Origin of the sequence: Streptomyces sp. NPDC048001, from assembly GCF_043203115.1 — a bacterium.
GTDB classification, from domain to species: domain Bacteria; phylum Actinomycetota; class Actinomycetes; order Streptomycetales; family Streptomycetaceae; genus Streptomyces; species Streptomyces sanyensis.
In genome coordinates this window covers 114,231-127,687 of the sequence record NZ_JBIDBN010000011.1, presented here as the reverse complement: position 1 = coordinate 127,687, position 13,457 = coordinate 114,231, and the positions used below count along the sequence as shown (strand labels likewise).

General features: G+C 71.7%; 7 protein-coding genes, 1 tRNA gene and 4 pseudogenes. 3 read left to right on the top strand and 9 right to left on the bottom strand.

Features of this window, described 5'->3' with window-relative positions:
• Positions 1-15 precede the first annotated feature (15 nt).
• Both ACGF15_RS21390 and ACGF15_RS21385 read right to left on the bottom strand, forming a co-directional pair.
• Positions 16-499 (bottom strand): annotated as a pseudogene (locus ACGF15_RS21390) (NUDIX domain-containing protein).
• A 10-nt stretch (positions 500-509) separates the two neighbouring features.
• The gene (locus ACGF15_RS21385; RefSeq protein WP_392801036.1) at positions 510-1,217 is read right to left on the bottom strand and encodes an XRE family transcriptional regulator; all 708 of its coding nucleotides are present in this window, start codon (positions 1,215-1,217) and stop codon (positions 510-512) included.
• Positions 1,218-1,334: 117 nt separating this feature from the next.
• Between ACGF15_RS21385 and ACGF15_RS21380 the strand changes: the two are divergent.
• Positions 1,335-2,572 (top strand): annotated as a pseudogene (locus ACGF15_RS21380) (IS3 family transposase).
• A gap of 38 nt (positions 2,573-2,610) precedes the next feature.
• Here ACGF15_RS21380 and ACGF15_RS21375 read toward each other — a convergent pair.
• Both ACGF15_RS21375 and ACGF15_RS21370 read right to left on the bottom strand, forming a co-directional pair.
• Positions 2,611-3,111, bottom strand: a pseudogene (locus ACGF15_RS21375) (hypothetical protein); the annotation flags it as partial.
• Positions 3,112-3,578: 467 nt separating this feature from the next.
• On the bottom strand, positions 3,579-3,794 hold the full coding sequence (locus ACGF15_RS21370; protein ID WP_345614405.1) for a hypothetical protein: 216 nt from the start codon (positions 3,792-3,794) through the stop codon (positions 3,579-3,581).
• Positions 3,795-3,903: 109 nt separating this feature from the next.
• Between ACGF15_RS21370 and ACGF15_RS21365 the strand changes: the two genes are divergently transcribed.
• Positions 3,904-4,587, top strand: a complete 684-nt coding sequence (locus ACGF15_RS21365) for a helix-turn-helix domain-containing protein (protein ID WP_392801033.1) — start codon at positions 3,904-3,906, stop codon at positions 4,585-4,587.
• Positions 4,584-6,021: pseudogene (locus ACGF15_RS21360) on the top strand (tyrosine-type recombinase/integrase). The gene ACGF15_RS21365 and the pseudogene ACGF15_RS21360 overlap by 4 nt, the downstream one beginning before the upstream one ends.
• Before the next feature lie 36 nt (positions 6,022-6,057).
• On the opposite strand, the gene ACGF15_RS21355 reads toward ACGF15_RS21360, so the two are convergent.
• From ACGF15_RS21355 to tmk, 5 genes are all read right to left on the bottom strand, one after another.
• Positions 6,058-6,591 carry a hypothetical protein gene (locus ACGF15_RS21355; protein WP_392801030.1) on the bottom strand — a complete coding sequence of 178 codons (534 nt, stop codon included), beginning with the start codon at positions 6,589-6,591 and terminating at the stop codon, positions 6,058-6,060.
• Between the two features lie 324 nt (positions 6,592-6,915).
• Positions 6,916-6,989 (bottom strand) — tRNA-Thr (locus tag ACGF15_RS21350).
• 127 nt (positions 6,990-7,116) lie between these two features.
• Positions 7,117-8,661, bottom strand: coding sequence for an alpha/beta hydrolase (locus ACGF15_RS21345; protein ID WP_392801027.1), 1,545 nt, complete (start codon positions 8,659-8,661; stop codon positions 7,117-7,119).
• Positions 8,662-8,811: 150 nt separating this feature from the next.
• Positions 8,812-10,017: a DNA polymerase III subunit delta' gene (locus tag ACGF15_RS21340; RefSeq protein ID WP_345614361.1), complete on the bottom strand. Its 1,206-nt coding sequence runs from the start codon at positions 10,015-10,017 to the stop codon at positions 8,812-8,814.
• Between the two features lie 130 nt (positions 10,018-10,147).
• Positions 10,148-13,351: a dTMP kinase gene (gene tmk, locus ACGF15_RS21335; protein ID WP_392801024.1), complete on the bottom strand. Its 3,204-nt coding sequence runs from the start codon at positions 13,349-13,351 to the stop codon at positions 10,148-10,150.
• Positions 13,352-13,457: the final 106 nt, after the last annotated feature.

The window sequence follows — 13,457 nt, the reverse complement described above, 5'->3', positions numbered from 1 at the left end:
CCATGCGAGGGCGGGTCAGGCACCTGTTGCCAGCGACTCCCCGTGCTCCAAGTAGGCAGTCAGGCCGTTCGCCCGGGCGTTGATGCCAGCGGAGATGCGGCGCGCGAGGCGGGGGGATGGTGAGGTCCGGGACCTGGTCGGCGTTGTGAAAGTCGTAGCCGCGGAGCTCGTCCGCTTGCAGTGCGATCTGCTGGCGGGCGTCGTCGCTCAGGCGACCGCCGTCGAAGAGGTAGAGGACCTTGTCTCCCTCTCCGGGGTTGGGTGCCCAATCGACTACTAGCAGGCGGCCGATGTGCGGTGCGATGCCGAGTTCCTCCTGGACCTCGCGTACACAGGCTTGCCGAGGTGACTCCCCTTCTTCGACGTAGCCCCCTGGAATGTCGCGGTAATCCTTGTAGGACGGCTCGACGAGGAGGACCCGATCGGATTCGTCGAAGAAGAGAGCGCCAGCTGCCATACGGGGGCGGGCCATCTTCGCTTCGTGCTCGTTCTCGCTCACGGTTCGGACTCTAGCTGCCAGCGACGACGCCCAGTCTGCGGGCCAGATCTGCCACGGGATGGGAAGGCCGGCCCCCGGTGCCACGTATCCAGCCGATGACCAGTTCCCGGCTCAGGTAGTGGTGGCGCACCTGCTCGGGCGCGGCCTGTTCGGCTTCCAGCAGGACGGCCAGGGCTTCGTCGGTGCGGTTCCAGGAACTCAGCGCCCTGGCGACTTCGAGGCTGTGTCGTACGCGCCGCTCCACCGGCAGGGCAGTCGTGTCGATGCGTGAGCCCAGATCTGCGGCGACCTGGATGTCGCCGAGTTCGCCGGCGGTGGCCACGCAGTGGATAGCCACGTTGGTCGGGCCGAAGACCGTCCACATGTGATTGGCGTCGGCGCCGAGTCGTTGCGCGGCCTCGTCGGCTTCACGGAGGAAGGTCTGCGTGGTCGCCCGGTCTTCTGCCCGCGCCGCAGCCATCGCGCCGGCGAGGAACAGCGTGCCGTACACCGAGAGGTACTCGTTATTGGCGTCGCCCAACTCTGGCTGCATGACAGCTGCCGCGTCGTTTACCAGTTGGACCGTGGCTGTGAAGCGCCCGGTGGCCAGGAGGCAGTGCGTGACTGCTCGGAAGAGCGATCCCGTGACCTCGCTGCGGCCGCTGGACTGCGCTGCTGCCAGACCACGGTCCGCTGCGATCCATGCCAGCTCGGGCTCTCCCAGCTTGCCCAGCACCATGGCCGCCCCGTGGTAGGCGAGAGCGAGCAGCGCGTGGGCTTCCTCGGGGCCTCCCCCTGAGTGGTGGACACGCTGATACTGGATCTGCTTGATCCGGAGGAAGCGAGAAGACCGCCGATGGCGATGAAGGACTACTCGGACGAGTTCAAGGCCGATGCCGTGGCCCTGTACGAGTCCACACCCGGGGCGACCTACAAGAGCATCGCCGCCGACCTCGGCATCAATCGGGCCACGCTGCGTGAGTGGGTGCTGCGGGACCGTGAACGCCGTGGCGTCACCGGCGCGACTGCGAAGCCGGCCGCCCAGCCCCGGCAGGCGGTGCCGTCCACTGATCCGGACGAGCGGGTGCGGCAGCTGGAGGCGAGGGTGGCAGAACTCGAGGCGAGTGAGCGCAAGCTCGCCACCGAGCGGGACATCCTGCGCAAGGCGGCCAAATATTTCGCCGGAGAGACGAACTGGTGATCAGCCGCTTCCAGTTCGTTGACGACCACCGGGACACCTACGAGGTGAAGCGGCTCTGCCAGGTCCTGGACGTGAACCGGTCCAGCTACTACAAGTGGCTTGCCGGTGCCGAGGCCCGGGCTGCCCGGCAGCACCATGACCAGGTCCTGGCCGAGGAGATCCGCGCGGTGCACGGCGAGTCCGGCGGTGCCTACGGCTCCCCGTGAGTGACCGCCGAGCTCCGTGAGAAGGGCAGGCAGGTCAACGAGAAGCGGGTCGCCCGGATCATGCGGACGTTCTCCATCACCGGCATCCGCCTGCGCAGACGCGTCCGCACCACCGTCCCGGACCAGGCAGCCCCGCAGGTTCCAGACCTCTTCCAGCGGGACTTCACCGCCACCGAGCCGGGGCGGAAATACATGGGCGACATTACCTATCTCCCGCTCGCAGGCGGGGAGTTCCTCTATCTCGCGACCGTGCTGGACTGCTTCAGCCGCAGGGTTGTCGGCTGGTCCATCGCCGACCACATGCGCACCACCCTGGTCGCCGACGCCTTGCGGATGGCCGCCTCGATACGCGGCGGCCTGGACGGCGCCGTGTTCCACTCCGACCACGGGGCCCAATACGGCTCCCGGGCCTTCGCCGACCTCTGTGACCAGCTCGGGGTGACCCGGTCGATGGGTGCGGTCGGCACCAGCGCGGACAACGCGGCCTGTGAAAGCTTCCACGCGTCCCTGAAACGCGAGACCCGCCACGGCGCCCACGTCTACGGCGACGCAGGCACCTGCCGCCGGACCGTCTTCGCCTGGCTGACCCGCTACAACACCCGCCGCCGGCACTCCGCCAACGGCCACCTCAGCCCCAACGAATACGAACGCCGACACCACACCGTTAAACTCACGCTCGCCGCGTGATCAATAACCGCGTGTCCACCTTCACGGGGGAAGGCCCCCGCCCGTCGGCGCATGCGGATGACCACCGACCGGTCCGTGATCGTATCGGGCAGGTCACCGATTCCGGCGATGGCCGCCATGGCGAAGGTGGCGAACCGGTGGGGTGTGTGGTCATTGCCGACCACCCGGGTCACGTAGCGGTTGCGCTGGTGGCCGGCGTTCAACAGGCCGCGCATCTCCTCGTTCTTCTCCGCCTGCTTCGGCGTGCCGAAGATCGTGTCTGCCTCGTCCACGAGGAGCGTGGGCGGCTCCTCGGTGATGGAGCGGAAGACGGCCGCAGGCGTGGTGTTGATGGTGAGCATCGGCTCGTGGACCGTCTCGGTCAGCACGTCCAGCAGCCGTGACTTACCGCACCGCTTCGCCGGTCCCACCACCGCCAGGCGCGGGGCGTGCTGCCACGCGGGCTGCAGATGCGTCGCCGCACCCACAAGGTGACCGCGTCGAGCGCCTGCTCGGAGGGCAGGATGACGAACTATCTGCTCACGCAGTTCGTCGATCAGCTCCGATCCATGTGTCGGCTCCGGATCTGCCTGTTCCGTCTCGGGACACCGCTTGGGGTCGAGGTCGGACCGTTCATTTTCGGGACACCGCTCGGCGGGCGGCGAGGCCTGCGCCGGGTCGCCGGCGGCCTGGCCGGTCTCGGATGTGGTCCGGCCCGGCTGGCCGGGCTTGGCGACCGGCGGCCACTCGGGCTTGTCAGGGGCGGAATACGGCTGGGGTTTGGGGTGTTCCACAGGGCAGCTCCTCGTCTGGCGGTGGCGGGCTCGCACGCCCTTACCGCCGGGTTGGCTCTTCCAGGGCCATTAGGGGTTGCTCGGGCCTCCGGCGTCGCACCGCCGGGGGCCCATCCCCTTCTCGCGGGCAGCAGGCCACCGCGAGGGACCACGAACCGTACGTCCACGCCTGGCCACAGTCCAGCGCTTCTGTGTCAGCTCAGCGCAGAACTGCCTGCTACGTTGCCTCGCCCTCAAGCGGCCAGCCCCAGCAGACTGAGCAGATCCGCGGTCACCACGCGGTATGCCTTGCCCAGCCGCAGGACCTTGCACGGGTACTCGCCCCGCTTAGCCAGCTCGTAGCCCTTGCTCCGCCCGAGACCCAGCGCACGATTGCCTGTGTCCAGGTCAACGGCAACAGGAAGGGCCAGCAGCTCCTCGCGAGTCATGCCTGTTGCCCGCTCGGTCATCGCGTCATCGCGCACGTGGCGCTCCTCTCGTCACAGCCCTCGGCGAACATGCCCAACACATCCGGCTCCAGGCGTCTAGGAACCATCACGAGAGAGCTAGTGTGTCTACATGACACAACATGGTTTCGATAATGAAGAGGACGACGACTTCCCGGAGTGGGTCGACCGGATCAAGGCCAACGTGGCCGGCGAGGTCCGGCGACGAAGAAAGGAGATGGGGTGGAGCGCGCAGGACCTGGCGGACGAGTGCGAGAGGCTCGGGCACCCCATCCCGCGCAACGTGATCGCCAACATGGAGTCCGGGCGCCGGGCCACCCTTCCTCTGGTGGACGTCATCGTCCTCGCCGCCGCCCTGGAGACGTACCCGGTCTGCCTGATCTTCCCGGTCGGTTACGTCGACCGGACCCAGGAACTCCCGTTCCAGAGCCTCGTCCCCACCTGGGACGCCCTACGGCGCTTCACCGGCGAACAGGAGGTGCCCGAACGCGACGCGGGCATGGTCCCCGACTTCGAGCTTCACGCCAACCTCACGCGCACCGCGCTCGCCGCGCTCGATGAGGAAGAACGGGCACGGTTCGCCGCCAAAACGGCCACTAGCCGCGCCCAGCAGGAAGAAGCCGAACGCAGGCGGACCGAATACGCCGACCAGGCCATCTCCGCCAAGTACAACCTTCGCCACCTCCGCCGGGACATCCGCGAGGAGGGTGCTATCCCACCAGACCTTCCGCCCGCCCTGAGCGATGTCGACCCGCCCGAAACCGATCCCAACACCACCCCGGAGAAAAGCCTTTGAAGGGCTCCACCTATCGCCGCTGCTCCTGCCGTGACCCGAAGACCGGCAAGGAACTCGGCTCTGCCTGCCCGAAGCGCAACAGCAGGAATCACTGCACGTACTCCGTACGCCAGGAGTTGCCTCCCCGCGAGGACGGTAGCCGATGTTCCTTCGCCCGTGGCGGGTACGGCAACCTCAAGGCCGCCCAGGCCGATCTCGACCACGTACGAGCTCTCCTGGGACTCGCCGAAGCCGACGACCCCGAGGGCATCCAACTGGTCGCCGCGATGCTGGCCGAGGTCAGCGGCGAGAAGCTGCCCCTGCCGGACGTGGAGGAGACCCGGCGCCGGCTCAGGGCCGGCCAGGATCTCATCGGCAGCCTGACCGTGGCCGAGTGGCTGGAGCAGAACGCCCAGCGGCGTGCGGCGGTCAAGGAGTTGGCGACCGTCCCGTGGAAGGGCGTGGCCAACCGCGCCCGCCGTAAGGCGATGAAGGCCGCGATCGACGCGATGCCGCCCTTCCGCCGCGTCACCGGCCCCGCCACGCGCCAGCACATCAAGGCCACGCTCCGCGCGTCCCTCAACGACGCGATCGGACAGCAGATCATCACGTTCAACCCGGCGGCTCACGTCGAGATCGACCCGGTGCGCAAGCCGAAGGCGCTCGTGTGGACGGACGAGCGGGTCGCCAAGTGGGAGCAGACCGGTGAGAAGCCGTCCCCCGTGATGGTCTGGACGCCGGAACAGACCGGCGCTTTCCTCGACTTCGTCGCCGAGGACCGGCTGTACGCGATGTGGCACCTGATCGCCTTCCGCGGCCTGCGGCGAGACGAGGCGTGTGGGCAGCCCTGGTCGGAGACCAACCTCGACCGGCACTCCCTCACGGTCACCGGCCAGCTCGTTCAGGACGGCTGGGAGGTCGAAGCGTCCGAGCCGAAAACGGACAGCGGCTTCCGCGTCGTGGCCCTGGACAACGACACCGTCCACATCCTGAAGCGGCACCGCGAGCAGCAGGAGGCCGACCGCGCCGAGTGGGGCTCGGCCTGGGTGAACACCGGGCTCGTCTTCACCCAGGAGGACGGATCTTGGCTCCACCCCGGCAAGGTCACCGACCTCTTCGAGCGCCTCGTCGCCGCCTCTGGCCTTCCGCCGATCCGGCTGCACGACCTCCGGCACGGGGCGGCGACGCTCATGCTGGCGGCCGACATCGACATCAAGATCGTGTCGGACACGCTCGGGCACAGTGACACCCGGATCACGCGCGACATCTACCAGAGCGTGCTCCCCCACGTCGGCAAGAGCGCTGCCGAGGCCACCGCGAAGCTGGTCCCCCTCCAGCAAGGCCGAGCAGGAAGCGCAGGTCCGCCAGGCCGCCGAGGAAGCGAAGAAGGCCGCGAAGGCGAAGGCCAAGCGGAAGAAGAAGGCCAAGGCCAAGAAGGCCGCGAAGAAGGGCTGACGGCCGCTCCGCCCACGCATCACTCGCGCGTTCGCCCTATGGGCACTTCTCCTCCGACTTCACAACATGCAAGGTGATAGCAGGGTCCTCCACCGGCTCGCCGATCTGCGAGATCACTTCCTCGATCACTTCTCCCGCTGCCGGCTCGTGCGAGCAGACCTTCCAGTCACGCGACTGGGCCAGGGTGCTGCGCCCCTTGCCTGTGGCATCCACGTCTTCGACTCCGTTGACGAGGACGAGCACTTCTCCCGCATCAAACAGGTTCATGCCGACGAGGTCCGGCATCTCGTCGCCCGGACGAACCCTGAAACCGGGGGTGCCGGCAGGGCACTGCTCGTCCGTTTTCACCACGGTGAAAGTGACGAGCTCGTCAGGGTCCGCTTCCCCCGGTCGGGGGTCTTGGTCACAGACCACCCAGTTCCGATCCCAGACCTGTGCTCGCCCCTGACCGAGTGCGTCCTCGGACGTGAGGTTGTTGAACCCGGCCTCTTGGGCATCATCCTGGGCGGCCTGCAACTCACTGCCCGCCATATCGGGAAGCGTTGAGGTGCATGCGGTGAGCGCCAGCATGGACAGCGGTACGAGGAAGGCGAGACGTTGGCTTCTGCTCGCGGATGAACGTGACGGCATGTTCCCCCCTAGGACATGTCAACGCGGTGAAATGATCATAGGAGGCGGTGCGCCAGGTCATCGAGGGGCAGGTTGGCCATTCCGTTCAGGCCGCCGGCTCCGCCGTGGCCTCCACGATGCGACGCCCTCCCCGGGGCCCTAATCCACGCCTCCGCTCACGCAGCGCTCACGCAAGCAAACCTGCGCCACCCCAGGCGACCGCCCGGCCCACATCAGGGAACAGAAAAGGCCAGGCCAGACACTGTCTGACCTGGCCTTTCTCTGAGCCGCCTTCGGGATTCGAACCCGAGACCTACGCATTACGAGTGCGTTGCTCTGGCCAACTGAGCTAAGGCGGCATCCTGCGGACGGAGAGACCCGTCCCCGCGGGACACGCTCTCCTCAGCAGCGGCGCCAAGTCTACAGGGTTCCCGAGGGTGCCCCGGACCACGGCCCCCTGAGTGCTCCGGGGGCCGCTCGCGGGGTTCAGCAGCGCGTTCCGTCCTCGGGGGCCGTGCCCTCCAGCAGGTAGGTGTTGATCGCCGTGTCGATGCAGTCGCTGCCGCGGCCGTACGCGGTGTGGCCGTCGCCCTCGTAGGTCAGCAGCGTGCCGGAGGAGAGCTGGTCGGCGAGGGCCTCGGCCCACTTGTAGGGAGTGGCCGGGTCGCGGGTGGTGCCGACGACGACGATCGGGGCCGCGCCCTCCGCCTCGATGCGGTGGGCCGTGCCGGTGGCCTCCTCGGGCCAGAAGCCGCAGTTGAGCGAGGCGTAGGCGAAGCCCTTGCCGAAGACGGGCGATGCCTTCTCGAAGGCGGGGACGGCCTTCTCCACCTGCTCGGTGGAGGTGAAGGCGGCGGGCAGGTCGAGGCAGTTCACGGCGGCGTTGGCGAACATCAGATTGGCGTAGGTGCCGTCGGGGCTGCGCTCGTAGTAGCTGTCGGCCATGGCGAGCAGCGGGGCGCCGTCGCCCTCCATGGCGGCGGCGAGTGCCGAGCGCAGCTGGGGCCAGGCGCCCTCGTCGTACATGGCGGCGATCACGCCGGTGGTGGCCAGGGACTCGCCCAGCTCCCGGGTCTCGCCGGTCGGCACGGGGCGGGCGTCGACCTCGGCGAAGAAGTCCTTGAGCCGCTGCGTCGCGTCGGCGACGGAGGTGGTGCCGAGCGGGCAGTCGGGCTGCCCGATGCAGTCCCGGGCGAAGGCCTGGAAGGCCGTCTCGAAGCCCGCCGTCTGGTCGCGGTTGAGCTCCTCGGCGGGCAGGGAGGGGTCCAGCGCGCCGTCGAGCACCAGTCGTCCGGTCCGGTCCGGGAACAGCTCGGCGTAGGTGGCGCCGAGGAAGGTGCCGTAGGAGGCGCCCACGTAGTGCAGCTTCTCGTCTCCCAGCACCGCCCGGAGGATGTCCATGTCCCGGGCCGCCTCGACCGTGGAGACGTGCGGCAGGATCGCGCCCGAGCGCTGCTCGCAGCCCGCGGCGAAGTCCTTGAAGGCCGTGGTCAGCTCCGCGGCCTCGGTGCCGTCGTCGGGGGTCTGGTCGACCTGGGTGTAGGCGTCCATCTGAGGCCCGGTGAGGCACTCCACGGGTTCGCTGCGGGCCACGCCTCGGGGGTCCACGGCCACCATGTCGTAGCGGGCGCGCACCGGAGCGGGGTAGCCGATGCCCGCGTACGCCTGGAGGTAGCCGATGGCCGAGCCTCCGGGGCCGCCGGGGTTCACCAGCAGGGACCCGATGCGCCCGCCCGGTCCGGTGGCCTTCTTGCGGGCGACGGCCAGGTCGATGGAGTCGCCGTCGGCGTCGGCGTAGTCGAGCGGGGCCTTCATGGTGGCGCACTGGAAACCGGGGACGCCGCAGTCCCGCCAGGCGAGCTTCTGCGTGTAGTACGGCTCCAGGTCGGCGGCCGGCGCCGCGCGGCCGGAGGGCGGTGCGTCCGACGCGACGGCGCCGGTCGACGCGTTGCCGCCACTGCAGCCGGAGAGGAGGAGGCCGGCCGTGGCCAGCGGGAGAGCGAAGGTGCGGAGCAGACGCCTGGTGTCCATCCCCCGGAGCCTAATCGCCGCAGGCCCCGGTCGCCCGTCCTTGCCCTTACGGGTGATCCGCACCGGGCGTACGGGTGATCCGGTGCGGACCGGGCGCCGCCCGGCCCGTCGGCGAACGGGCCCCGGTGGGCTCCGGGCAGGGCGCTTCGGTCAGCCCGACCGCAGCGAGACCGCCATGGCCTCCACGGCGAGCAGGGGTGCCACGTTGCCGTCGAGGGCCTCGCGGCAGGCGACGACGGCCTCGATGCGGCGCAGGGTGGCTTCGGGGGTCGAGGCCCGGGCCACGCGCTCGACGGCGTCCTGCACATCGGTGTGGGCGAGCGCGGTGCGCGAACCGAACTGCACCGCGAGCACGTCGCGGTAGAAGCTTGTCAGGTCGGTGAGGGCGAGGTCGAGGCTGTCGCGCTGGGCGCGGGTCCGGCGGCGCTTCTGCTTGTCCTCCAGCTCCTTCATCACGCCTGCCGTGCCGCGGGGCATCCGGCCGCCCGCCGAGGCGCCCATCGCCGCCTTGAGCTCCTCCGTCTCCTTGGCGTCGAGCTCCTCGGCGAGCTGGGTGGCGTCCTCGGTGGCGGCGTCGACCAGCTCCTGGGCGGCCTTGAGGCACTGCCCGATGTCGTCCAGGCGGAGCGGCAGCCGGAGCACCGTCGCCCGGCGGGCGCGGGCCCGCTCGTCCGTGGCGAGCCGGCGGGCTCTGGCGATGTGCCCCTGGGTGGCGCGGGCGGCGGCGGCCGCGGCCCCGGGTTCGACGCCGTCGCGCCGGACCAGGAAGTCGGCGACGGCGTCCACGGGCGGGGTGCTCAGCGTGAGCAGGCGGCAGCGTGAGCGGATGGTGGGCAGCACGTCATCCAGGGACGGCGCGCACAGCAGCCAGACGGTGCGTGCCGCGGGTTCCTCGACGGCCTTGAGCACGGCGTTGGCGGACTTCTCGTTGAGCCGCTCGGCGTCCTCGACGAGGATCACCTGCCAGCGGCCGTTCGCCGGGGCGGTGAAGGACTTGCGGACGGTATCGCGCATGGCCTCGACGAGGATCTGGGACCCGATCGCCACCACGGAGCTGACATCCGCGTGGGTGCCGATCAGGGCGGTGTGGCAGCCGTCGCAGAAGCCGCAGCCGGGGGCCCCGCCGAGCGCACGGTCGGGGCTGGTGCACTGGAGGGCGGCGGCGAAGGCGCGGGCGGCGGTGACGCGTCCGGAGCCGGGGGGGCCGGTGAACAGCCAGGCGTGGGTCATCGTGGACGCGGTCGGCGCGGGCTCGCCGCGCTCGTGTGACGTGACCAGGGCGTCGGCGTCCCGTGCCGCGGCCTCCAGCTGCGCCTGGACGCGCTGCTGGCCGACCATGTCGTCCCATACGGCCACGGGCCGCCACCACCTTTCGCGCTGCGGCCTCCCATTGTGGTGCACCGCTCGGACACCCGGTCCCGGGAGGGCCGGCGGCCGGGGCGCGCCCTCCCCCGGTGGCCGGGGCCGTGGCCCCGGCCACCGGGGGTCAGCGGCGGGTGGGCCCGTCGCCGCCGTCGGCGTCCCCGTGCGGGCCGAGCAGCTCGTCCGCGAGGGTCGGCAGGTCGTCCAGCGGGGTCTCCTCGGCCCAGTCGCTGCGCCGCCGCTGCCGCTCTCCGGCCGTCTCGGGGGCGACCTGGGGCAGCTCCCGCGTGCGCTCGTCCGGCGCGGCCGCGCCCCGGGCGCCGCCGCCCGCGGGACCCGCTTCACCGCGCGCCGGGCCCTCGGCGCCGTCCCGGTCCTTCCGGAAGAAGTCGGCCGGGACACGGTCCTCGGGGGCCTTGGAGCCCCCGCCGTCCCGCAGCGACGGGAGCACCGCCGTGTCGTCGACGGCCGGCAGGACCGAGGTCTCCGCCTCGTCGGCCGGGCGGCGCGACGGCGCGGCGTCCTCCTCGCGGACCTTGCGGAGCACGGTGGTCTCGTCCTCGGCCGGGACCTTGCGGAGCACGGTGGTCTCGTCCTCGGCCTCGGGGGCGGGCGGGAGGGGGACCTCCTGGGTGACCTCGTCGGGGTCGGTCCGCTCCTCGGTGCCGGGGCGGACGGCCGGTGTCGGGACGGTGACCTCGGCGGCCGACTCGGCCGCCGCCTCCTCCGCCGCCCGGCGGGCGGCCTCGGCCTTCAGCAGGGCCTCCTCGGCCCTGCGCTGCTTCTCCAGGCGGCGGGCCTCCGCCTCCGCCCTCAGCCGGGCCTCCTCCTCCGCCCGGCGGCGCAGGCGCTCCTGCTCCTCCTGGCGGGCCTTCTCCTCGGCCTCCCGGCGCCTGCGCTCCTCCTCGGCCCGCAGCCGGTCCTCCTCGGCGCGGCGGCGCTCCTCCTCGGCCTTGCGCTCGGCCTCGCGGCGGCGCGCCTCCTCTTCCTCGCGGCGCTTGCGCTTCTCCTCCTCGGCACGGAGCCTGGCGAGCTGCTCCTGGCGCTCGCGCTCCAGGCGCTCCTCCTCGGCCTTGCGGCGCGCCTCCTCCTCCGCCCGGCGGCGGGCCTCCTCCTCGGCCTTGCGCCGTGCTTCCTCCTGGGCCCTGATCTCGGCCTCGGACAGGGGCAGCAGCAGGTCGAGCCGGTGGCGGACGACGGTGGTGACGGCCTCGGGCTCCTGTCCGGCGTCCACCACCAGGTAGCGGCCGGGGTCGGCCGCGGCCAGGGTGAGGAACCCGGAGCGCACCCGCTGGTGGAACTCGGCCGGCTCGGACTCGAGCCGGTCCGGTGCCTCGGTGAACCGCTCGCGGGCGGCCTCGGGGGACACGTCGAGCAGCACGGTGAGGTGGGGCACGAGTCCGCCGGTGGCCCAGCGCGAGATGCGGGCGATCTCCGTCGGGGACAGGTCCCGCCCGGCGCCCTGGTAGGCGACGGAGGAGTCGATGTAGCGGTCGGAGACGACGACCGCGCCCCGTTCCAGGGCGGGCCGCACCACGGTGTCGACGTGCTCCGCGCGGTCGGCCGCGTACAGCAGGGCCTCCGCGCGGTGGGAGAGCCCGGCGCTGGAGACGTCCAGGAGGATGGAGCGCAGCCGCTTCCCGATCGGGGTGGCACCGGGCTCGCGGGTGACGACCACCTCGTGGCCCTTGGACCGGATCCAGTCGGCGAGTGCCTCGACCTGGGTCGACTTCCCGGCGCCGTCACCGCCCTCGACCGCGATGAAGAACCCTCCGGCCGTGGGGGCCTCGGCCGGGTCGGCACCGCCCCGCAGGGCGTCCCGCAGGTCCCTCCGCAGCGGCACGCCGGAGCGGTCGTCGGTCTTGGCGAGGACCAGGGCGGCGACCGGCAGCAGGAGCGCACCGACGAGCATCAGCGTGAACGCGGCACCGCCGTGCGCGAAGACGAGGTCCCCGCCGGCGAGCCGGTGGGGCCCGATCGCGGCGGCGAGCAGCGGGGCTCCGACGGCGGCGAGCGCGACCGCCACGCGCACGACGGCCTGGAGGTGCCCGGTCAGGCGGGGGCGGCGGGCCTGCTCGGTCTCCTGGTCGATCAGCGTGTGTCCGGTGTTCGCGGCGGCACCGGCGGCGAGCCCGGCGAGCACGGCCAGGACCACGACGGTCGCCGTGTCGGGCACCAGGCCCATCGCCAGCAGCGCGACGCCGGTGGTGGCGACGGCCAGGGCGAGCAGTCGGCGGCGGGAGAGGGACGGCAGCACGGACTCGGCGGCCCGGATGCCGGCCCCGGTTCCGCCGGTCAGCGCCAGGACGACCAGGGCGAAGCCCGCCGGACCGGCGCCGAGGTCGACGGCGTGGAGCACCGCGACGGCGGCCGCGGCCGCGACCGCGGCGGCGACGGAGGCGCAGGCCAGGACGAACAGGGGGATGCCGCCGGTGCGGCCGCGGTCGGCTCCGCTGCCGGCGGCGGGCCGACGCAGGCCTTCGAGCGGGGAGCGGGGGCGCGGGGTCTGCGTGCGGGGCAGGGTGACGAAGGAGAGGGTGGACACCGAGGCGGCGAACAGCCCGGCCGCCACGTAGGAGCCGAGTGCGGCCTGGTGGGTGGTGAACCAGTCGATGCCGGTGCCGAGCGCGTTGCCGATCAGCGTGGCGGCCAGCAGTACGGCGGCTCCCGCCGGGATCACGGCGAAGGCCGTGCGCACCCACAGCCGGCGCAGGGCGTCGAGATGGTCGGGCTGGGGGCGTACGGCCGCGGCCTCCGGGGGCGGGCTGGGCAGCAGCGCCGGGGCCGCGCCGTCGCGGGCGATGGTCCAGAAGCGCTCGGCTGCTCCCGTCAGGAAGACGGTGGCGAGGAGGTAGGCGAGGGCGTTGTCGCCGGTCCAGTCCAGCCACAGCGGGGCGACGACGAAGAGCGCGAGGCGGGCCCCGTCCGCGCCGACCATGGTCCAGCGCCGGTCGAGGGGGCCGCCGGCGGCGGTCAGGGAGGTCATGGGGCCGAGCAGGACGGCCCCGAAGACCAGGGTGGCCAGGGCACGGACCGCGAACACGGCCGCGACGGCGAACGCGGCGCCGCGGTAGCCGCTGCCGAAGGCGTCCGACCGCACCGCTGCCTGGAGGGCGAGAAGCAGCAGGACCAGCAGACCGGCCGCGTCACCGGCACCGCCGAGGACCTGGGCGTTCCACAGTCTGCGCAGCTGGGGGCGGCGCAGCAGGGCGCGTACGGCACGTTCCCGCGAGTCCGCGGCGAGGGCGTCGTGTGAGGCGTCGGAAGCAGTCTCTGAGGCGGACCCCGTGACCGCCTGCTGCTCGGCTGGCTGCTCGGCTCGCGTCATCCGCCCAGCCTATCCGGAGTGGTCAGCGCCCTGGTGCGGTGTACGAACAGACGGTCGCTTTGTCGCACAGTTGTGAAGCCCGTGCACGGGAGGGCGCCGGGCCGGG

Coding starts and splice junctions, on each gene's coding strand:
- ACGF15_RS21385 (WP_392801036.1), bottom strand. CDS start 1,217: ATGGTGCTGGGCAAGCTGGGAGAGCCCGAGCTGGCATGGATCGCAGCG.
- ACGF15_RS21370 (WP_345614405.1), bottom strand. CDS start 3,794: ATGACCGAGCGGGCAACAGGCATGACTCGCGAGGAGCTGCTGGCCCTT.
- ACGF15_RS21365 (WP_392801033.1), top strand. CDS start 3,904: ATGACACAACATGGTTTCGATAATGAAGAGGACGACGACTTCCCGGAG.
- ACGF15_RS21355 (WP_392801030.1), bottom strand. CDS start 6,591: ATGCTGGCGCTCACCGCATGCACCTCAACGCTTCCCGATATGGCGGGC.
- ACGF15_RS21345 (WP_392801027.1), bottom strand. CDS start 8,661: ATGGACACCAGGCGTCTGCTCCGCACCTTCGCTCTCCCGCTGGCCACG.
- tmk (WP_392801024.1), bottom strand. CDS start 13,351: ATGACGCGAGCCGAGCAGCCAGCCGAGCAGCAGGCGGTCACGGGGTCC.